Here is a 19,886-nt window from a genome sequence, read left to right as displayed (position 1 = left end):
GTCAGCGGGTCCTTCGGTACGTCAGTCCGAAGTCCGTCTCCCACTGCGCCGACCCGTCCTTCGACTGTTCCCAGACGCCGTAGATGCTGTCACCGTCCGCGCTCAGCCGCCCGGTGAAACGCTGCCGGAAGGACAGCGGGGAGAAGTCCTCCTCCTCACGCAGCAGCTGCCACACCTCACCGTCGAAGGTCATCGCGTACAGCCGCACGACCCCCCGCGAATCGAAGTAGTGCTGCGTGTACGCCCCCGTCTCCGGCTCGACCGACACGATCGCCGTACTGTCCGGCGCGGGGTTGGGCGCCTCGGTCCGCTGCACCAGGAACTGCCCGTCCAGCGCCCACTCGAACACACACCGCCCGGCGCCCACCGCCTGCCCGGGAAAATCCGCCTCCACCACCCACTCCCCGACCAGAACCCGCAGCCGCTCCAGAGCTTCCTGCCGTACCGTCGCGCCCATCGCGAACACCTCCTCGCGGTGATGACCGCACAGGAGGGCCGAAGTCATCGGTGGTCGGGTCCGCACCGTCGTCGTAGGCGGGAATCCCGGGGCCGGAGGAGGGGGTCGGCTCCCGGCTGCCGAGACGACCAGCACCGCAGCCGTCCGCGACTCCAAGACCCCGGTGGGACCGATCCTCACCGTCGGCCCCACCACCTTCACCACCTTCGTCAACTGGACGTCTACAACCGCTGAATGATCGTGCCGGTGGCCAAGCCGCCCCCCGCACACATCGTGATCAGCGCGAACTCCTTGTCCGTGCGCTCCAGTTCATGCAGGGCCGTCGTGATGAGCCGGGCCCCGGTGGCTCCCACCGGGTGCCCGAGCGCGATCGCGCCGCCGTTGACGTTGACCTTCTCCAGGTCCTGCTCGAAGACCTGGGCCCAGCTGAGCACCACCGACGCGAAGGCCTCGTTGATCTCGACCAGGTCGATGTCCTTCAGCGACATGCCCGCCTTGCCCAGCACCGCACGGGTCGCGTCGATCGGGCCGTCGAGGTGGAAGTGCGGGTCGGCCCCGACCAGTGCCTGTGCCACGATCCGGGCCCGCGGCTTCAGCTTCAGCGCCCGCGCCATCCGCTTCGACGCCCACATGATCGCCGCGGCGCCGTCGCTGATCTGGGAGGAGTTGCCCGCCGTGTGGACCGCCGTCGGCATGACCGGCTTGAGTCCCGCCAGCGCCTCCATGGACGTGTCGCGCAGCCCCTCGTCCCGGTCGACCAGACGCCACATGCCCTGCCCGGCGCGCTGTTCGTCCTCGGTGGTCGGCACCTGGACCGCGAACGTCTCGCGCTTGAAGCGCTCCTCGGACCAGGCGACGGCCGCCCGCTCCTGGGAGACCAGACCGAGCGAGTCGACGTTCTCCCGGGTCAACCCCCGGTGGCGTGCGATGCGTTCGGCCGCCTCGAACTGGTTCGGCAGGTCGACGTTCCACTCGTCCGGGAACGGCTTCCCGGGCCCGTGCTTCGACCCCGACCCCAGCGGCACCCGGGACATCGCCTCGACACCGCAGCTGATGCCGACGTCGATGACTCCGGCCGCGACCATGTTGGCGACCATGTGGGAGGCCTGCTGGGACGAGCCGCACTGGCAGTCGACCGTCGTCGCCGCCGTCTCGTACGGCAGCCCGACGGTCAGCCAGGCGGTGCGCGCGGGGTTCATGGACTGTTCGCCGGCGTGCGTGACCGTGCCGCCGACGATCTGTTCCACCGCGTCGGCGGGGATGCCGGTGCGGCCGAGGAGTTCACGGTAGGTCTCGCCCAGCAGATAGGCGGGATGCAGATTGGCGAGCGCGCCGCCGCGCCTGCCGATGGGAGTGCGGACGGCTTCGACGATCACGGGTTCGGCGGCCATGGGTGCGGGTCCTCTCCTCCGAACGGATCCATGGAACTTCCCTGGAGCACACATAACTAGTACGTGTTCTACTTCGCGCTGCTTTGCAGTCTGCTGACGAGCCGCCCACCACCGCAAGGGTCGTGCACACAATTGAGGGCTCCATGCCCCTTGCCACTTGTAGAACCCGTTATTACCTTCACGACAGCTCTGTTCCTGATGGGCCGTCAGAAAGCTGTCGAACGGCTGGAGTGAGTTGCCGATGTCGTGTCCAGCGCTTCCCGACGGGTTCGACTTCACCGACCCCGACCTGCTGCAAAGTCGCGTACCGCTGCCGGAGTTCGCCGAACTGCGCCGGGCCGAACCGGTGCGCTGGATCCCCCAGCCGGGGAACGTCGCCGGCTTCCAGGACGAGGGGTACTGGGCGGTCACCCGGCACGCAGACGTCAAGTACGTCTCCACCCACCCGGAGATCTTCTCGTCGTACCTCAACACGGCGATCATCCGCTTCAACGAACGCATCGAGCGCGACGCGATCGACGCGCAACGGCTGATCCTGCTCAACATGGACCCGCCCGAGCACACCCGCGTCCGCGGAATCGTCCAGCGCGTCTTCACCCCGAGGGCCATCCGCGCCCTGGAGGAACGCCTCCGCGACCGCGCCCACTCGATCGTCGAGACCGCCCGCGCCCAGCCCGGCGGCTCCTTCGACTTCGTCACCCAGGTCGCCTGTGAACTGCCCCTCCAGGCCATCGCCGAGCTCATCGGCATCCCGCAGGACGACCGGGCGAAGATCTTCGACTGGTCCAACAAGATGATCTCGTACGACGATCCGGAGTACGCGATCAGCGAGGAGGTCGGCCAGGAGTCGGCCATGGAGGTCATCGCCTACGCGATGAACATGGCGGCCGACCGCAAGCAGTGCCCGGCGAAGGACATCGTGACGACCCTGGTGGCGGCGGAGGACGAAGGCAACCTGAACTCCGACGAGTTCGGCTTCTTCGTGCTGATGCTGGCGGTCGCCGGCAACGAGACGACCCGCAACGCCATCACCCACGGCATGCACGCCTTCCTCACCCACCCCGACCAGTGGGAGCTCTACAAGGCGGAGCGCCCCGCGACGGCGGCGGAGGAGATCGTCCGCTGGGCCACGCCGGTCAACTCCTTCCAGCGCACGGCCACCCAGCACACGGAGCTGGGCGGCAAGCAGATCAAGAAGGGCGACCGCGTGGGCATCTTCTACGCCGCCGCCAACCACGACCCCGAGGTCTTCGAGAACCCGGACGTCTTCGACATCACCCGTGACCCCAACCCCCACCTCGGCTTCGGCGGCGGAGGCCCGCACTACTGCCTCGGCAAGTCCCTGGCGGTCCTGGAGATCGACCTGATCTTCAACGCGATCGCCGACGCCATGCCGAACCTCCGCGCGGCCGGCGACCCCCGCCGCCTGCGCTCGGCGTGGATCAACGGAGTCAAGGAGCTTCAGGTCACCCTCAGTTGACCCTTGCCCCCGATGCCCGGGCCGACGGTCCCTCCAGGCCGTCGGCCCGGGCATCGGCCTCCGCCGCAACGGCCACCACCCGAGCCCGCGGCCCCTGGAACAGGTACGACAACCCGAACCCACCGGCGACCACCGCCGCACCCCCCGCCGCGTCCAGCACCCAGTGGTTACCGGTGGCCACGATCGCCGAGACGGTGAACAGCGGGTGCAGCAGCCCGAGGCCCTTCATCCACCACCAGGGCGCGATGATCGCGATGACGACCCCGCACCACAGCGACCACCCGAAGTGCAGCGAGGGCATGGCCGCGTACTGGTTGGTCAGGGCGGTGAGCGTGCCGTAGTCCGGCTTGGAGAAGTCCTGTACGCCGTGCACGGTGTCGATGACCCCCAGCCCCGGCATGAGCCGAGGCGGTGCCAGCGGATAGAGCCAGAACCCGACGAGGGCCAGCAGGGTCGTGAAACCGAGCGAGGCCCGGGCCCACCGGTAGTCCCCCGGCCGCCGCCAGTACAGCAGGGCCAGCACGCTCAGCGGCACCACGAAGTGGAAGGACTCGTAGTAGAAGTCGAAGAAGTTCCGCAGCCAGTCGACCTTGACCACCGCGTGGTTGGCCCAGTGCTCGATGTCGATGTGCAGCAGGCGCTCGAGGTCGAGGATCTGCCGGCCGTGCTCCTCGGCGGTGGCCCGCCCCGCGGAGTTGGTTCCGCCGGTGGCCGCGAGTCTGACCTGCTGGTAGGCGGCGTAGGTGACACGCATCAGCAGCAGTTCGAGGAGCAGATTCGGCCGGGTCAGCACCCGCCGCAGGAACGGCAGCAGCGGCACGCCCCGCAGCCGCGCGGGCACCGGCGCGGCGTACGCCGTGGGGATCGGGGTCCGGTAGTGCGGCGAGGTCCGCGACAGGAAGGGAATCACCGTGGCGGCGGCGAGCGCGGCCAGCAGCACCACGTTGTCCCGCAGGGTGTACAGCGCCGAGATGTGCGGCAGCATCATCGACGCCGGGAGGGTCATCACCACGACGACGGCCACGGGCCACACGTACCGGTCGGAGGCGCGCTTGCCGACCCGCCCGACGACCGCGAGCAGCACCCACAGCAGCTGGTGCTGCCAGGTGGTCGGCGAGACGGCGATCGCCGCGCACCCGGTGATCGCGACGGCGAGCAGCAGCTGGCCGTCGCGGGCATAGCGCACGGCCCGCCGCACGCCCAGCGCGGCGACGGCCGCGCCGAGGGCCAGGAAGAGGGAGATCTCCAGCGGTCCGGCCACACCCAGACGCAGCAGCAGGCCGTGCAGGGACTGGTTGGAGAGGTCGTCGGCGGGACCGCCGAGGCCGGTGCCCGCGATGTGGTGCACCCAGTAGGTGTAGGAGTCGTGCGGCATCGCGGCCCAGGCCAGCGCGGTGCCGGCGGCGAAGGTCGCGGCCGTGGTCAGGGCGCCCCGGCGACGGCCGGTGAACCAGAGCAGGGGCGCGAAGAGCAGGACCGCGGGCTGGAGGGCGGCGGCGAGACCGATGAGCAGGCCGCTGAGCCGCTCACCCCGCACGGCGAAGCAGGCGACCAGGACCAGCAGGACCGGCATGATGCTGGTCTGCCCGAGGTAGAGCGTGTTGCGCACGGGCAGCGACAGCATGAGCAGGCTGATCGCGACCGGCGCGGCGAGCAGGGAGGTACGGCGGTCGACCGGCTGGGGCAGGGCGCGGGCGGCGACGAGGCCGAGGGCGACGACCAGGAGCAGGGTGCCGAAGGTCCAGCCCCAGCCGAGAGCCTGTTCGGCGGCCCGGGTGAGCGGCTTCAGGACAAGTCCCCCGAACGGGGTACCCGTGAACTGCGTCGAGTCGTACAGCGAGCCCTTCACATGCAGGACGCCGTCCGGGCCGACCCAGGTCTCCAGGTCCGTCAGCCGCTCGCCTCTGGGGGTACTGAGGGCGACGGCCACCTGTCTGACGGCGAGGACGGCGGCCACCAGCCACAGGGCCAGTCTGGCCGCGCGCAGCCGCGCCTGGACCTCCGTAGTCCCACTGTGCTCCGCATTCGCCACGCCTCGTCGGCCTCTCAATCCCGGTCGTGCCATGCGTCCGAGAGGAAGGACGCGGGCAACCCCCGCTTCACCTGACGTCCGCCTCCATTTGTCCGAATGACGATAGTCCGCGGCGAGTGTCGCCGCTCGGTCCGGGCGCGAGATGGATCACATGCGTGGCGGGAAGACGCGTCCCTGACCAGGCACGGGGTACCTGCATACAGCACATTTATGCACGCTCCGCGACCGGACTTGAGCATTACGTGAACCCGGCAAGTCCACCTATGGTCGCTTTTTGCCCTTGTCCCCGTCGAAAGGCAGGCGAGCGAAGTTTTGCCGAGCGCCCCAGCCCTCACCCATCCCGTCCACGCCCCTCGCGACCCCGACACCCCCGATGCCGTAGTCGTCGACCCGGCCCTCGTGAAGCGTGCCGTCAAGGCCGCCGCGCTGGGCAACGCCATGGAGTGGTTCGACTTCGGCGTCTACAGCTACATCGCCGTCACGCTGGGCAAGGTCTTCTTCCCGTCCGGCAATCCGACCGCCCAGCTCCTGTCGACGTTCGGCGCCTTCGCCGCGGCCTTCCTGGTCCGCCCGCTCGGCGGCCTGGTCTTCGGCCCGCTGGGTGACCGCGTGGGCCGCCAGAAGGTCCTCGCCGTGACCATGATCATGATGGCGGCCGGCACCTTCGCCATCGGCCTGATCCCGTCGTACGCCACGATCGGCGTCGGCGCCCCGCTGCTGCTCCTGGCCGCCCGTCTGGTCCAGGGCTTCTCCACCGGTGGCGAGTACGCGGGCGCGTCCACCTTCATCGCCGAGTACGCGCCCGACAAGAAGCGCGGCTTCCTCGGCAGCTGGCTGGAGTTCGGCACGCTGGCCGGTTACATCGCCGGAGCCGGTCTGGTCACGTTGATGACGGCCCTGCTGTCCACCGAGGACCTGGTGTCCTGGGGCTGGCGGATCCCGTTCCTGATCGCGGGTCCGATGGGCGTCATCGGCCTCTACCTGCGGCTGCGCCTGGAGGAGACTCCCGCGTTCGCGGCCGAGACCGAGAAGGCCGAGTCGAGCCGCCCGAAGGTCCCCCTGCGCGAGATGATCACCGGTCAGTGGCGGGCCCTGCTGCTCTGCGTGGGTCTGGTCCTGGTCTTCAACGTCACCGACTACATGCTGCTGTCGTACATGCCGAGCTACCTGACCAGCGAGCTCAAGTACGACGAGACGCACGGTCTGCTCGTCGTCCTCGCCGTGATGGCGCTGATGATGGTCGTCCAGCCCTTCGCGGGCGCCCTGAGCGACCGCGTCGGCCGCGCCCGGTGATCGCCGCGGGCTGCGCGGGCTTCCTGCTGCTCTCGGTACCGGCCCTGCTGCTGATCCGTCAGGGCAGCCTGTTCGCGATCGCGCTCGGCATGGGCGCGCTGGGCCTGCTCCTGGTCTGCTTCACCGCGGCGATGCCGTCGGCCCTCCCGGCCCTCTTCCCGACCCGGGTGCGCTACGGCTCCCTCTCGGTCGGCTTCAACATCTCGGTGTCCCTCTTCGGCGGCACGACCCCGCTGGTGGTGACGGCCCTGATCGGCGCGACCGGGAACATGATGATGCCCGCCTACTACATGATGGCCGCGGCCGTGATCGGCGGTGTGGCGGTGTGGTTCATGACGGAGTCGGCGGGCCGGCCGCTGCCGGGCTCGCCGCCGCAGCGGTAATCCGCTGACAGACACCGGGTGCCGGACTATATTCGTTAGCGCAACTAGTTAGCTGCTCTAACTAGACATATGAAAGGCACAGGTGCATGAGCCAGTCGCAGCTCTGGGACGACGTCGACGACTACTTCACCACCCATCTGGCGCCGGAGGACGATGCACTCCGGGCGGCCTTGCGCGACAGCGAGGCCGCCGGCCTGCCGCACATCGCCGTGACGGCACCCCAGGGCAAGCTCCTGCAGCTCCTGGCCCAGATCCAGGGCGCCCGAACGATCCTGGAGCTCGGCACGCTCGGCGGCTACAGCACGATCTGGCTGGCCCGCGCCCTGCCCGCCGACGGTCGTCTGATCTCGCTGGAGTACAGCCCGGTCAACGCCGAGGTCGCGAACCGCAACATCGCCCGCGCGGGCCTCGACAAGATCGTCGAGGTGCGGGTCGGCCCGGCCCTGGAGTCGCTGCCCCAACTGGCCGACGAGAACCCGCCCCCCTTCGACCTGGTCTTCATCGACGCCGACAAGGGCAACAACCCGCACTACGTGGAGTGGGCGCTCAAGCTCACCAGCGCGGGCAGCCTGATCGTGGTGGACAACGTCGTACGGGGCGGCCGGGTGGCCGATCCCGGCAACCCGGCCTCCGACGTCCAGGGCACCCGCACCGCGCTCGAACTGATCGGACAGCACCCGAGGCTGAGCGCCACGGCGATCCAGACGGTGGGCAGCAAGGGCTACGACGGCTTCGCGCTGGCGCGCGTGCTGCCGTGACCCGGCACGCTCACACCTCGTGGTAGAAGCCGACGTTGACGCTGCGCGGGGCGGTGCGGTCACGGATGACGATCTCGCCGTTGCCGCCCCGGGGCAGTGTCACGGAGCCACCGTAGACCAGCGGCTGCGCGTAGGCCCCCGCCACCAGCTGTACCTCGGACGAGGGATCGGGCTGCGAGCCCTGGAGCCAGGTCACCTGCCAGACGCCCTCGGGCCCGCACAGGAACTCCAGGTGCACCCGGGAGACGAACAGCCAGTCGTCGGGCGTCGCGAGCCGGCACACGGACTTGTCCCGGCCCACCCGCAGCACGGTGCCCGGGTCACTGGGCGCGTCGGCCATCTGCATCCCGGCCGTGGCACCCTCCTCCGCCGCGGTGACGACGGCCATGGTGAGTTCGAGCACGTGCGCTCCTCCTGAAGGGTCCTTGCGCGGCAGCCCCGTTGGCCCACCGCCGCCGCATGATAAATCGCCCGGCACGGCCGTGTCCGGCACAAGGCACCCAAGACCGGCCTGCCACCCGACTTCGGGCGACAGGCCGGTCGTACGCATGGACGATCTCTCAGCTGTGCAGCAGCCGCTCCGTCAGCTCGCGGTAGTCCCGCAGCGCCAGCCGGAGTTGCTCGGTGTCGCCGGCGCCGACCGCCTTCTCGTCCCGGCCGCCGTCACCGGTCTGCCAGGAGCTGCGGAGCGTGCGCCGACGCTGCTTCACCGCATCGGTGAACCGGGCGGCGACCTCCTCCAGCACGTGGTCGGCCTCCTCGACGGCGGACCGGGGCTCGTCCACGAACCCGGCGACGGCGTGCTGGAGCCGCGTGCTGAGCTTGTCGCACTCCTCGTGCGGCAGCAGCCGGGCCTCGTGGCTCTCGGGGCCCGAGGACCCGCGCACGCCGGTTCCGGTGCCGCCGACGGCGTCGGAACCGGCGTCCCGCCCCCGCTCGGTCTCACGACCGAGACCGGAGGTCTTGTCACGGCCGGGAACCGAGTCGGCACCGAAGCCGCCCTCGTCACCCCGCCCGGGAGGCGTCATCGCGCCCGGTACGGACTCACGACGCTCCCCACGGCCCCCACGGTCCTCTTCGGCACCACGAGGCACACCCGCCGGGCGTCCCGTCACGGGGCCCTGCGCGTCCGGTGTCCGGGCCTCGGAGGGAGCCACTATGGGGCTGCGAGCACCCGAGGGGTCACCTGTGGTGCGGCCCTTCCGTTCCTCGCCCGCCCCGCTCACGGCATCCGTCATGTCGCTCAACTCCCCTTCGCGTGACGCCTGTTGAATGCCCACGGCAGGTGCCCCCGGCCGTCACTGCGACCGTCGCGGGGCTGACCCGCGCGCACGTGGGACTCGTCGGTGGGTGTACGGGACTCCTCGCGGCTGCGTGCCGGGCCGACGAGGTCCTCGAAGAGGGCCCGCGCCTCCACCATGGCAGCGCGCATCTCCTCCGTGTCCGTCCGGCCGTCGCCGTCCTGCCGGGCGTCCGTGCGGGCACCGGCCACCGCGTGCACCCGCCGGTAGCCGTGCACATGGTCCGCGTGGTGCACGGACAGCGCGTTGAACTGTTCCTCGTACTGCCCGCCGTCCGGGAAACCCCGGGCCTTGGCGAGCTCGGCGAGCAGCCGGTCCGCCTCGGCGACGGCCTCCCGAGGAGAGTCGACGAAGCGTTCCTGGGCGGCCGTCCAGCGGTCCTCGTACCGCTGGCGCTCCGCCGGTTCCAGTGGCTGCTCGCGCAGGGATCCATGCCGCTCGACGCGTTCGGCGAGTTCGCGCTCGGCGGCCTTCTCGTCCCCGTCGTGCCGGGCCACGGCGCGGTCGTACTCGGGCCCGAAGCGTCGCTTCAGGCCCCGGCCGTGCTGGGGACCCCGGCCACGCAGGGTCAGGACGGCCGCCACGACGAGGACGGCCGCCACGATCACGATCAGAGCGATGATCAGGCCTGTTGACATGTCTGCCGGGTTGCCCTGAACGGTTCGTTCAAACCGTCTCCGCATGTGTGGAGGCGGCAATCGAGCCATGACCTGGGAGGCGCCTCATCCCAACCGAGCCGCGGGCCCCTCGTGCGGCTCTTCCCGGTCGGAGCCGCACAACTCGTCGTTCAGATCCTTCACCAACTGGGCGAGATCAGTGGGCCGATCGGGTCCCCACCAGTCCCCCAGCAACTCCCCCAACGACGCCTCCCGAGCCGCCGCGAGCCGCGCGGCGACCTCCTGGCCCGCCTCGGTGAGCAGCAGATCGAGCCCCTGCCGCGACGCCAGCCCCCGTCCCTCCACCTGTCGCGCCCCCTCGATGATCACGCCCAGCGGCACGGACGTGCGCTCGGCGAGCAGCGCCGGCTCCACCCACCCGTACTTCCGCATCCGCAGCACCAGCCAACTCGACGCGGGCAACAGGTCGTACCCGGCCCGCGTGGTGATGTCCCGGTAGACCTCCCGCCGCCCCTCCCGGGTCCCCAGCACCGACAGCGCCCGGCACACCTCGTCGTACGACGACCGCTCCACGGGGTTGCTGGCCAGCGTCTCCGTGACGTCGGGTGCGGTGACCGACCCCCGCAGCGGGTCCTCCTTGAGGAACCACGCGAGCACGAACCCGAGAAACGCGACGGGCGCGGCGTAGAGGAAGACATCGGTGATCGAGGAGGCGTACGCGTGCAGTGCCTCGGGCCGCAGCGAGCCCGGCAGCTCCGCGAGCCCCCGGGAATCGGCCTCCAGCCCCGACACCGAGACGCCGGGCGGCAGTTGGGCGCCCCGCAGGGCCTCGGCCAGCTTGTCCCCGAGGCGGTTCGCGAAGACGGTCCCGAAGATGGCGACACCGAAAGAGGCCCCGATGGACCGGAAGAAGGTCGCACCGGACGTGGCGACGCCGAGATCCTCGTACGACACGGCGTTCTGCACGATCAGCACGAGCACCTGCATGACCAGCCCGAGCCCCAGCCCGAACACGCAGAAGTAGACGCTCATCACCCAGGTGGAACTGCTCTCGTCGAGCCGGTGCAGAAGCAGCAGCCCCAGCGTGGTGACCCCGGTCCCGGCCACCGGGAACACCTTCCACCGCCCGGTACGGCTGACGATCTGCCCGGACACGGTCGAGGCCAGCAGCAGCCCGAACACCATGGGCAGCATGTGCACACCGGACATCGTCGGTGAGACGCCCTGCACCACCTGGAGGAAGGTGGGCAGATAGGTCATGGCCCCGAACATCGCGAACCCGACGATGAAGCTGATGACGGCGGACAGGGTGAAGGTCCGCACCCGGAACAGTTTCAGGGGCAGCACGGGCTCGGCGGCCCGCCGCTCGACCCCCACGAACACGACCGCCAGCACCACCCCCAGCACCGCGAGCCCGACGATCTGAGGCGACCCCCACGCCCAGGTGTTCCCGCCCAGCGAAGCCACCAGCACCAGACACGTGGCGACGGCGGCGATGAGAAAGGTCCCCAGGTAGTCGATGACGTGTTTCCTCGACTTACGGGGAATCCGCAGCACCACGGCGATCACGCCCAGCGCGACCACACCCACCGGAAGGTTGACGTAGAACACCCACCGCCAGCTCAGATGCTCGGTGAACAACCCGCCCAGCAACGGCCCGAGCACACTCGTCGCCCCGAACACCGCTCCGAACAGTCCCTGATAGCGCCCCCGTTCACGTGGCGGAACGAGGTCGCCGACGATCGCCATCGACAACACCATCAACCCACCACCGCCCAGCCCCTGCAGGGCCCGGAAGGCGATCAGCTGGGTCATGTCCTGGGCCATGCCGCACAGGGCGGACCCGATCAGGAAAATCACGATCGCGGTCTGGAACAACCGCTTGCGCCCGTACTGGTCACCGAGCTTGCCCCACAGCGGCGTGGCGGCCGTGGACGCCAGCAGATACGCGGTCACCACCCACGACAGATGCTCCATACCGCCGAGATCGCTGACGATCGTGGGCAGCGCGGTGGACACGATCGTCTGGTCCAGAGCGGCGAGCAGCATCCCGAGCAGCAGGGCCCCGATCGAGACGAGGACGTTGCCGGAGACGTGTTGTTCCTGTCCGTCTCTCACATTCCCCGTCATACCGTGCGGGTGCGCGGCCATGAAGACCTCCTGAGGCTCTCGTTATCCCTCCATCGTGATCGGTGTGACCGGTTATGGCCTGTTGAGTCCTGTTGGAAGCCAGTATTCCGGGGGCTTCCGAACGTCGGCTGTGGAGGGGGTCTGCATAATCGCTGGAGATCGTGAGGGGAGGGACGAACACATGGCGGAGTCGAACGGCCATCTGTGCCCGGAGTGCGGGGCACCGAGAGGGGCCGACAACACCCCGTCCTGCGGGTGCACCCAGCGCGCGTCGGACGCACTGCGGGACGCACGTACGGCGGAGGCGGCCGCGGCGGAGGACTTCGATCCGCTGCGCATACGGCCGTACGTGGAGTTGGACGACGAGACCGCACCGGTGCCGAAGGCGCCCGCGCCGGACGTCACGATGCCGCTGCGCGTGCCGGCACCGCCGCCGACCGTCCCGAGCCGCATCGACCTGAACCTGTTCGAGGTGGAGGCCGAGGCCACCGCACCCGGCCGCACCAGCGACGAGCCGCCGCGCCGCACCCGACGCCGTACCGTCCTCCTCGCCACCGCCGCGGCGGTCGTGACGGTGGCCGCCGCGACCGCCTTCGCCGGCGGGCTGTTCACGTACGAGTCACCGGTGCGGGACGAGGCGGCACGGGGCGACGTACGACCGGCGGTCCCCGATGCGACGACGACCGCGGCGTCGGCGTCCCCGTCCACGGCCGCGGCGTCCGTACGGCCGTCCTCCGCACCCCCGTCCGCCACGGCGAGCGCGAGCCCGTCGGCCTCCCCGTCCCCGTCGAGGTCCAGCGCCTCGCCCAGCCCGTCGCTGTCCACCACGCCCCCGGCGACCCCGACGGCCTCCGCCGCGACGGATGCGGCGGCCGGGTCCGACGCGGCACGCGAGGCGGCTCCGCAGGTTCTGCGGCGCGGGTCCGAGGGGCCGGAGGTCGTCGAGCTCGAGCTGCGGCTCACCCAGATCGGGCTGTACGCGCGCAAGGCGAGCGGGCACTACAACGAGGGGGTCGAGGACGCGGTCTCCACGTATCAGTGGCAGCGGGGGATCCAGGTGGCGGAGCACGGGGTGTACGACCTGGCGACCCGGGAGCGGCTGGAGTCGGAGACGACGGAGCCGTAGGCCGTTCCTCGGATGCCGGCCCGATGGGGGCCGACTGGGGGATCTACCCGACGGAGAGCCGAAGCGTGCCGTCCTCCCCCGGCTCGATCCGCACCTGTGTCAGATCCGCCACCACCACATCCGGCCCGTGCACCGCGGCTCGCTCCCCGACTCCCACGACCCTCATCCCGGCCGCCTTCCCGGCGGCGATTCCCGCCCCGGAGTCCTCGAAGACGATGCAGTCGGCGGGCGCCACACCCAGCTCCGCCGCACCCTTCAGAAAGCCCTCGGGGTCCGGCTTGCTCGCCCCCACGGACTCGGCGGTGACACGGACATCGGGCAGCCCGAGCCCCGCGGCCGCCATCCGGGCCGTGGACAGCGGGACGTCGGCCGAGGTCACCAGCGCGTGCGGCAGCCCCCGCAGGGCGGCCAGGAACTCGGGCGCCCCCGGTATCGCCACGACACCGTCCATGTCGGCGGTCTCCTCCGCGAGCATGCGCGCGTTGTCCGCGAGGTTCTGCTCCATGGGCCGGTCGGGCAGCAGGACCGCCATCGACGCGTGCCCCTGGCGGCCGTGGACGACCTTCATGACCTCGTCGGCGTCCAGTCCGTGGCGATCGGCCCAGCGGCGCCAGACGCGCTCCACGACGGCGTCGGAGTTGACGAGGGTGCCGTCCATGTCGAGCAGGAGGGCGCGGGCGGTGAGCACGGTGGGGGCGGCGGTGGCCGTCATCGGCAGCTCCAAGACGCGGGACGTGGGGCTTCGGAGGTGTCTCCCCCGCACCCCCCGGAGGGACAAGGCGGCCCCGCCCGCCGGTCAGGGAAAACGAGCGGGAGCCACTTTGTTTCTCCACGGTACAAAATCGGGCCGGTTCCCGCCACCATCCCCGGAAACCGCCCGGAACAGTTCACCCACCGTTCAGCTCATCCGGCCACGGCCTCCCACAGGCTCCACAGCCCGAGCGCCAGCATCAGCAGCGCCGCGACCTTGGTGATGAGCTTGAGCGGGACCCGCTTCATCAGGGCCTTTCCGCCGACGATGCCGAGGCCGGCCACCGCCCACAGCGCGAGCACCGCACCGAGGCCGACGGAGAGCGGGTCGTCGTAGCGGGCCGCGAGGTTCGCCGTCATGATCTGGGTCAGGTCCCCGAACTCGGCGACCAGGATGAGCATGAACCCGGCCCCGGCGACCTTCCAGAACGACTGGTCCTCGGGGTTGCGGATCTCCTCGTCGCCGTCGTCCTTCTTGAGCAGCAGGACGGCCGCGCCGCCGAGGAAGAGCACGCCGGTCAGCGCCTGCACGATCTGCTGCGGCAGCAGGGTCAGCACGCTGCCGGCCGCCACGGCGAGCGCGACATGCAGCGCGAAGGCGGCGGCGACGCCCGCGAAGACGTAGGAGGCGCGGTAACGGGTGCCGAGAACGAGGCCGGCGAGCGCGGTCTTGTCCGGAAGCTCGGCAAGGAAGACGACGCCGAAGACGACGGCCGTCACGGTGAAGCTGATCAAGGGTCCTCAATCGGTCGGGGGCTGCCCCACCGAGAGTGTTCCTGCGAAACGACGCCTCGGCACGGCAGCACACAGTCAGTGCACTACTGGCCGAAGGTCTCGCCGACGGGCCGCACGCGGCCTGCCTCCGGGCGCCGGCTCAGACGAGCTGAGCAGTATGTCGACGGTCCGGCGAAGAGCTACTCCCCTTCAACGCCCACCATCGTACGTGATCGTTTCGCCATAAACCTTGTCGTGTCATGTACGCGTCACTAACTTCTCACCGTACGCACATCTCCCCGCAACACGGAGCCGCGAGCATTCCCTCGCTCGCGCTCCAACATCCCCGCCCCCCAAGGGAGTTCGCATGTCGAAGTTCTACGCGCGTCGACGGCTCAGCATACTCGGGGCGCTCACCGCCCTCATAGCCTCCGTCGCGGTCCTCAACGGCCCGACCGCCTCCGCCGCCCTCCCCACACCGGTCAGCGCGGCCACCGCCCGCACCTACCTCGCCTCGCTCACGGTGGCCACCGAGAACCGCACCGGCTACGCCCGCGACCTGTTCCCGACGTGGATCACCATCAGCGGCACCTGCAACACCCGTGAGTACATCCTCAAGCGGGACGGTTCGAACGTCGTCACCAACTCCGCCTGCACCGCCACCAGCGGCAGCTGGTACTCCCCGTACGACGGCGCCACCTGGACCGCCGCCTCCGACCTCGACATCGACCACCTGGTCCCGCTCGCCGAGGCCTGGGACTCCGGCGCGAGCGCCTGGACCACCGCCCAGCGCCAGGCCTTCGCCAACGACGTCACCCGCCCGCAGCTCATCGCCGTCACGGACAACGTGAACCAGTCCAAGAGCGACCAGGACCCGGCCGAGTGGATGCCGTCGGTCACCTCGTACCGCTGCACCTACGTCCGCGCCTGGGTCCAGGTGAAGTACTACTACGACCTCTCCGTCGACTCGGCGGAGAAGAGCGCGCTCACGAGCTACCTCGCCAACTGCTGACGATTCCGTAACGGAACCTCCCCGCGGACCTCCGCCGTTCCGTACCGTACGGGGCGACGGAGGAGGATCACGTGGCCGAACTGCGGCTGGGACCACTGCTCAGGTACGTCGACGGCTCGTCCGCGACCGTGTGGGTCGAGACGAGCCGTCCGTGCGCCGCCGAGGTGCGCTGCTCGGACGGCACCGGCGGTGCGGCCCCCACCTTCCAGATCGCGGGCCACTACTACGCCCTCGTTCCGGTCGACGGCCTGGCCCCGGGCACCGAGCGGTCCTACGAGGTGTTCCTGGACGGCACGCGCGTGTGGCCGCTGCCCGAGGCCCCCTTCTCAGGGTTTCCGCCGTCCGTCATCCACACGCCCGCCGACACGGACACCGTCCGCGTCGCCTTCGGCTCCTGCCGCTGGGCCGCGCCCCCGAAGGGCGAGAAGGACCCCGTGGGCCCCGACGCCCTGGACACCCTCGCGGCCCGTATCGCCGCCGAGCCGGAGGGCGAACGGCCGGACGTCCTCCTGCTGCTGGGCGACCAGGTCTACGCCGACGAGACCTCACGGGCCACCCAGAGCTGGCTGTCCGCACGCCGCGATCTGAGCGACCCACCGGGCAACCAGGTGGCGGACTACGAGGAGTACACCCACCTCTACTACGAGTCCTGGCTCGACCCCGAGGTGCGCTGGCTGCTGTCCACCGTGCCCAGCTGCATGATCTTCGACGACCACGACGTCATCGACGACTGGAACACCTCCGCCTCCTGGGTCGAGGACATGCGCGCCGTCTCCTGGTGGCGGGAGCGGCTGCTGAGCGGCCTGATGTCGTACTGGGTCTACCAGCACCTGGGCAACCTCGCCCCGGCCGAGCTGGCCGCCGACCCGCTCTACGCCGTCGTACGCCGATCCCCGGACGGCACCGACGAGTTGCGCGCCTTCGCCTGCCGGGCCGAGGCCGACGCGGCCTCCGTGCGCTGGAGTTACCGGCGCGACTTCGGCCGGGTGCGCCTGCTCATGGTGGACTCCCGCGCGGCCCGCGTCCTCGACGAGGAGAACCGCTCGATGCTGGACCCCGGCGAGGCCGAGTGGCTGCGCGGACAGGTCCTGGAGGAGCGCAACTCCTACGACCACCTCCTGATCGGCACCTCGCTGCCCTGGCTGCTGCCGCATCTGGTGCACCATGCCGAGGCGTGGGACGCGGCGCTGTGCCGGGGGGACCGAGGGGCGCGCTGGGCCCGGTTCGGGGAGGATCTGCGGCGCAAGGCGGACCTGGAGCACTGGGCGGCCTTCCCGGAGTCCTTCGCGGCGCTGGCGGACCTGATCGCCGAGGTGGGCTCCGGGGCCGAGGCGCCGGCGACGGTGCTGGTGCTGTCGGGGGACGTGCACCACGCGTACGTGGCCGAGCCGAAGTGGCACTCCGGCGGACCGGAGGCCCGCGTCCTCCAGCTCACCTGCTCGCCCGTCCACAACTCCGTGCCCAGCTATATCCGGTTCGGCTTCCGCTTCGGCTGGAGCGCGACCGCGCGGGCGCTCGGGCGGCTGCTCGCCCGGCACGGCGGCTGCGAGCAACCGCCGGTCTCCTGGCGGCACACGGGCGGCCCGTGGTTCGGCAACCAGCTCATGACGCTGACGCTGAGCGGGCGTTCGGCGCGGCTTCGGCTGGACCAGGCACGGGAGTCGGGCGAGGGGCGGACGCGGCTGGTGACGGTCTCGGAGTCCGAACTCACCGGAGGGAGCGGGCGCGAGGCGTCCCGGCTCGCCCGGTAATCGGCTCGTTCCGGCCGTTTGTTGCGCCTGTGGCACGGGATGCTCGTGATGCATCCCACAGTCCGGGCCCTCCAGGCTCGGCACCCCGTACTCCCGACGGCATGATGAGGCGGACCGTCCGCTTCCGGTGGAGCTCCACGGCTCCGCCACGCGCCCCACACGCCCGGGAGTCCCGCTCTTGCCCGCACCGACCACGGACCACACGCCCGTCTCCGTCGCCCTGGTCGGCGCGGGGCCCCGCGGCACCAGCGTCCTGGAACGCCTCTGCGCCTCCGCCCCCGAACTCCTCCCGCCCGGCGCCCACTTGACGGTCCACGTCATCGACCCGTCCCCAGCGGGCCCCGGCCGCGTATGGCGCCCCACCCAGTCCGCCGACCTCCTGATGAACACGGTGGCCTCCCAGGTCACCCTGTTCACCGACGAGAGCGTGGACTGCGCGGGACCGATACGCCGGGGGCCGAGCCTGCACGAGTGGGCTTGCGGGCGGTGGGGGGCGGAGTGTGGTGCGGAGGGGGAGGCGGTGCCCGGCACGGGTTCGGGCTCCGGTGACCCGCTCGGGCCCGATGACTATCCGAGCCGTGTGCAGTACGGGCGTTATCTGGAGTGGGTGTTCGCCCGGATCGTGCGGCAGGCGCCCGGGGTTGTGAGGGTCGAGGTGCACGCGGCACGGGCGGTGCGGGTCGATGACGCCGTCGACGGGCGGCAGACGGTGACGCTGGACGACGGGACCGTGCTGTACGGGCTGTCGGCCGTGGTCCTCGCCCAGGGGCATCTGCCGGTCGTCGCCGACGCGCCCCAGCGCAGCCACACCGCCCACGCCGAACGCCACGGTCTGCGCCACGTCCCGCCCGCGAACCCGGCCGACGTGGACCTGTCCCGCATACGGCCGCACGAGCCGGTGCTGCTGCGCGGACTGGGCCTGAACTTCTTCGACCACATGGCTCTGCTGACCACCGGCCGCGGTGGCCGTTTCGTCCGCTCGGACACCGGCACCCTGCGCTATCTCCCTTCCGGCAACGAGCCGCGCCTGTACGCCGGTTCGCGCCGCGGCATCCCGTATCAGGCCCGCGGCGACAACGCCAAGGGCCCTTACGGCCGCCACCTCCCCCTCGTCCTCACCGACGAGACGATCGCCCGCTTCCGCAAACGCGCCGACTCCGGCGAGGCCCCCGACTTCCTCACCGAGATATGGCCGCTGGTGGCGAAGGAGGTGGAGACGGTCTACTACGAGGCCCTCGTCGAGAACGGGGAGTTCAGGGACCGCTTCCTCGCCACGGACCACCGTGGCCCCGAAGAGGCCGCCGTACTGGACGAGTTCGGCATCCCGCACGCCGACCGCTGGTCCTGGGACCGCATTTCACGGCCGTACACCGGACAGACCTTCACGGACCCCGGCACATGGCGCCACTGGCTCCTCGGCCATCTGCGCCGGGACGCCGCCGAGGCCGCGCTCGGCAACGTCGCCGGCCCCCTGAAGGCGGCCCTCGACGTCCTACGGGACCTGCGCAACGAACTGCGGCAGATCGTCGACCACCGCGGCCTCGCGGGCCCGTCCCGCCGGGACCACCTGGACCGCTGGTACACCCCTCTCAACGCCTTCCTCTCCATCGGCCCGCCCCGCCGCCGCATCGAGGAACTGACCGCGCTGATCGAGGCGGGCACCGTGGACGTGCTGGGCCCTCGCCTGGAGGTCCGCGAGGCGGACGGCACCTGGGTGGCCCGCTCGCCCGAGGTGCCGGGGTCCGCCGTACACGTGACGACCCTCATAGAGGCGCGCCTTCCGGAACCGGATCTGCGGCGCACCGCCGACGACTTGCTCGCCCGGCTGCTGAAGACGGGCCAGTGCCGGCCGCACATCGTCGACGGTTACGAGACCGGCGGCCTGGACGTCACCCGGCGGCCATATCACCTGATTGACCGTCAAGGACGGCCCCACGCAAGGAGGTTCGCCTTCGGTGTCCCCACGGAGGGAGTGCACTGGGTGACCGCTGCGGGCGCCCGGCCAGGGGTGGATTCGGTCACGCTTTCGGACGCCGATGCGGTGGCGAGAGCCGTTCTACGTGCGACGGGGGGCGAAACAGGAGGGACCAAAGGGGCAAACGAGTGGCCAAATGTTGAACTTGCAAGCATTGATTAGGGGCCCCTACCGTGGATGGCCGACTCGGTTCCATTCCCCCTGGGGCGACCCCCCTGTGGGACCGACCCGACCGAAGGAGTCCCCCACCATGACCGGACGCCTGAACAGCGCCCAGCCATACGCCCTCGGCCTTTACCGCATCGTCGTCGGCCTGCTCTTCCTCTGTCACGGCGCCGCTTCCCTCTTCGGTGTCCTCGGCGGTGCCGCGGGCACCGACGGCGGCACCCTCGAAGCGGGCACCTGGCCCGGTTGGTACGCGGCCGTGATCCAGCTCGTCGGCGGCGGCCTCGTCCTGCTCGGCCTGGGCACGCGCGTCGCCGCGTTCGTCGCCTCGGGAGCCATGGCGTACGCGTACTTCAAGGTGCACCAGCCCACGGCCCTGTGGCCCATCGAGAACGGCGGCGAGCCCGCGGCGATGTTCAGCTGGGCCTTCCTGCTGCTGGTCTTCACCGGGTCCGGCGCGTTCGGCCTGGACCGGCTGTTCGCGAAGCGCTCGGCCGAGGAACGAAAGCCGGCGGCGGAGCCCGTGGCCGTCTGAGGCGATCGCGTACGGT

Annotated in this window: 17 protein-coding genes and 1 pseudogene; 9 read left to right on the top strand and 9 right to left on the bottom strand. The window is 70.6% G+C overall.

All coding sequences use genetic code 11. From position 1 onward, the window contains the following. Position 1: 1 nt before the first annotated feature. Positions 2–505 (bottom strand): hypothetical protein, encoded by a 504-nt coding sequence (locus tag OG841_RS32615; RefSeq protein ID WP_328638112.1) that lies wholly within the window; start codon positions 503–505, stop codon positions 2–4. Between OG841_RS32615 and OG841_RS32610 the strand changes: the two genes are divergently transcribed. Continuing rightward, on the top strand, positions 504–695 hold the full coding sequence (locus OG841_RS32610) for a DUF397 domain-containing protein (protein WP_328643517.1): 192 nt from the start codon (positions 504–506) through the stop codon (positions 693–695). The two genes, OG841_RS32615 and OG841_RS32610, sit on opposite strands and share 2 nt — an antisense overlap. On the opposite strand, the gene OG841_RS32605 is transcribed toward OG841_RS32610, so the two are convergent. Then, on the bottom strand, positions 679–1,848 hold the full coding sequence (locus tag OG841_RS32605; RefSeq protein ID WP_328638113.1) for a steroid 3-ketoacyl-CoA thiolase: 1,170 nt from the start codon (positions 1,846–1,848) through the stop codon (positions 679–681). The two genes, OG841_RS32610 and OG841_RS32605, sit on opposite strands and share 17 nt — an antisense overlap. A gap of 241 nt (positions 1,849–2,089) precedes the next feature. On the opposite strand from OG841_RS32605, the gene OG841_RS32600 reads away from it, so the two are divergent. Then, positions 2,090–3,328, top strand: a complete 1,239-nt coding sequence (locus tag OG841_RS32600; protein WP_365117345.1) for a cytochrome P450 — start codon at positions 2,090–2,092, stop codon at positions 3,326–3,328. On the opposite strand, the gene OG841_RS32595 is transcribed toward OG841_RS32600, so the two are convergent. Next, positions 3,321–5,360, bottom strand: coding sequence for a bifunctional glycosyltransferase 87/phosphatase PAP2 family protein (locus OG841_RS32595; RefSeq protein WP_365117348.1), 2,040 nt, complete (start codon positions 5,358–5,360; stop codon positions 3,321–3,323). The two genes, OG841_RS32600 and OG841_RS32595, sit on opposite strands and share 8 nt — an antisense overlap. A gap of 312 nt (positions 5,361–5,672) precedes the next feature. Here OG841_RS32595 and proP point away from each other — a divergent pair. Together proP and OG841_RS32585 are read left to right on the top strand one after the other, a co-directional pair. Then, positions 5,673–7,036 (top strand): annotated as a pseudogene (gene proP, locus OG841_RS32590) (glycine betaine/L-proline transporter ProP). An 86-nt stretch (positions 7,037–7,122) separates the two neighbouring features. After that, positions 7,123–7,794: an O-methyltransferase gene (locus OG841_RS32585; protein ID WP_328638116.1), complete on the top strand. Its 672-nt coding sequence runs from the start codon at positions 7,123–7,125 to the stop codon at positions 7,792–7,794. Positions 7,795–7,804: 10 nt separating this feature from the next. Here the strand turns inward: OG841_RS32585 and OG841_RS32580 are convergent, their stop codons facing one another. The 4 genes from OG841_RS32580 to OG841_RS32565 form a co-directional block, all read right to left on the bottom strand. Then, a complete protein-coding gene (locus OG841_RS32580; RefSeq protein ID WP_020116060.1) occupies positions 7,805–8,197 on the bottom strand; it encodes a hypothetical protein in 393 nt (130 codons plus the stop codon). A 157-nt stretch (positions 8,198–8,354) separates the two neighbouring features. Next, the gene (locus tag OG841_RS32575; RefSeq protein ID WP_328638117.1) at positions 8,355–9,032 is read right to left on the bottom strand and encodes a hypothetical protein; all 678 of its coding nucleotides are present in this window, start codon (positions 9,030–9,032) and stop codon (positions 8,355–8,357) included. A 5-nt stretch (positions 9,033–9,037) separates the two neighbouring features. After that, entirely contained in the window at positions 9,038–9,733 is a 696-nt protein-coding gene (locus OG841_RS32570; protein WP_328638118.1) for a hypothetical protein, read from the bottom strand. 84 nt (positions 9,734–9,817) lie between these two features. Next, positions 9,818–11,863, bottom strand: coding sequence for an MDR family MFS transporter (locus OG841_RS32565; protein ID WP_328638119.1), 2,046 nt, complete (start codon positions 11,861–11,863; stop codon positions 9,818–9,820). Between the two features lie 160 nt (positions 11,864–12,023). Here OG841_RS32565 and OG841_RS32560 point away from each other — a divergent pair, with 160 nt between their 5' ends. Continuing rightward, positions 12,024–12,968 (top strand): peptidoglycan-binding domain-containing protein, encoded by a 945-nt coding sequence (locus OG841_RS32560; RefSeq protein ID WP_328638120.1) that lies wholly within the window; start codon positions 12,024–12,026, stop codon positions 12,966–12,968. Between the two features lie 43 nt (positions 12,969–13,011). Here the strand turns inward: OG841_RS32560 and OG841_RS32555 are convergent, their stop codons facing one another. Together OG841_RS32555 and OG841_RS32550 are read right to left on the bottom strand one after the other, a co-directional pair. Then, the gene (locus OG841_RS32555) at positions 13,012–13,680 is read right to left on the bottom strand and encodes an HAD-IA family hydrolase (RefSeq protein WP_328638121.1); all 669 of its coding nucleotides are present in this window, start codon (positions 13,678–13,680) and stop codon (positions 13,012–13,014) included. A gap of 191 nt (positions 13,681–13,871) precedes the next feature. Continuing rightward, positions 13,872–14,453, bottom strand: coding sequence for a TMEM165/GDT1 family protein (locus OG841_RS32550; protein WP_328638122.1), 582 nt, complete (start codon positions 14,451–14,453; stop codon positions 13,872–13,874). A 346-nt stretch (positions 14,454–14,799) separates the two neighbouring features. Here OG841_RS32550 and OG841_RS32545 point away from each other — a divergent pair, with 346 nt between their 5' ends. The 4 genes from OG841_RS32545 to OG841_RS32530 all read left to right on the top strand — a co-directional run bounded on the left by OG841_RS32545 (position 14,800) and on the right by OG841_RS32530 (position 19,870). Next, positions 14,800–15,444, top strand: coding sequence for an HNH endonuclease family protein (locus OG841_RS32545; protein WP_328638123.1), 645 nt, complete (start codon positions 14,800–14,802; stop codon positions 15,442–15,444). Positions 15,445–15,515: 71 nt separating this feature from the next. Then, positions 15,516–17,195, top strand: coding sequence for an alkaline phosphatase D family protein (locus OG841_RS32540; protein ID WP_371567583.1), 1,680 nt, complete (start codon positions 15,516–15,518; stop codon positions 17,193–17,195). A 178-nt stretch (positions 17,196–17,373) separates the two neighbouring features. Beyond that, positions 17,374–19,332 (top strand): FAD/NAD(P)-binding protein, encoded by a 1,959-nt coding sequence (locus OG841_RS32535; protein WP_371567581.1) that lies wholly within the window; start codon positions 17,374–17,376, stop codon positions 19,330–19,332. Positions 19,333–19,420: 88 nt separating this feature from the next. Then, positions 19,421–19,870 carry a DoxX family protein gene (locus OG841_RS32530; RefSeq protein ID WP_328638126.1) on the top strand — a complete coding sequence of 150 codons (450 nt, stop codon included), beginning with the start codon at positions 19,421–19,423 and terminating at the stop codon, positions 19,868–19,870. Positions 19,871–19,886 lie beyond the last annotated feature (16 nt).

Origin of the sequence: Streptomyces canus (assembly GCF_041435015.1) — a bacterium.
GTDB classification, from domain to species: Bacteria; Actinomycetota; Actinomycetes; order Streptomycetales; family Streptomycetaceae; genus Streptomyces; species Streptomyces canus_G.
The sequence above is the reverse complement of the archived record's forward strand: the minus strand, read 5'-3'. Positions and strand labels throughout refer to the sequence as shown.

Excerpts from the sequence above, each read along its gene's own strand:
- OG841_RS32615 (WP_328638112.1), bottom strand. The coding sequence starts at position 505 with ATGACTTCGGCCCTCCTGTGCGGTCATCACCGCGAGGAGGTGTTCGCG.
- OG841_RS32605 (WP_328638113.1), bottom strand. The coding sequence starts at position 1,848 with ATGGCCGCCGAACCCGTGATCGTCGAAGCCGTCCGCACTCCCATCGGC.
- OG841_RS32600 (WP_365117345.1), top strand. The coding sequence starts at position 2,090 with ATGTCGTGTCCAGCGCTTCCCGACGGGTTCGACTTCACCGACCCCGAC.
- OG841_RS32585 (WP_328638116.1), top strand. The coding sequence starts at position 7,123 with ATGAGCCAGTCGCAGCTCTGGGACGACGTCGACGACTACTTCACCACC.
- OG841_RS32575 (WP_328638117.1), bottom strand. The coding sequence starts at position 9,032 with ATGACGGATGCCGTGAGCGGGGCGGGCGAGGAACGGAAGGGCCGCACC.
- OG841_RS32570 (WP_328638118.1), bottom strand. The coding sequence starts at position 9,733 with ATGTCAACAGGCCTGATCATCGCTCTGATCGTGATCGTGGCGGCCGTC.
- OG841_RS32565 (WP_328638119.1), bottom strand. The coding sequence starts at position 11,863 with ATGGCCGCGCACCCGCACGGTATGACGGGGAATGTGAGAGACGGACAG.
- OG841_RS32560 (WP_328638120.1), top strand. The coding sequence starts at position 12,024 with ATGGCGGAGTCGAACGGCCATCTGTGCCCGGAGTGCGGGGCACCGAGA.
- OG841_RS32555 (WP_328638121.1), bottom strand. The coding sequence starts at position 13,680 with ATGACGGCCACCGCCGCCCCCACCGTGCTCACCGCCCGCGCCCTCCTG.
- OG841_RS32545 (WP_328638123.1), top strand. The coding sequence starts at position 14,800 with ATGTCGAAGTTCTACGCGCGTCGACGGCTCAGCATACTCGGGGCGCTC.
- OG841_RS32530 (WP_328638126.1), top strand. The coding sequence starts at position 19,421 with ATGACCGGACGCCTGAACAGCGCCCAGCCATACGCCCTCGGCCTTTAC.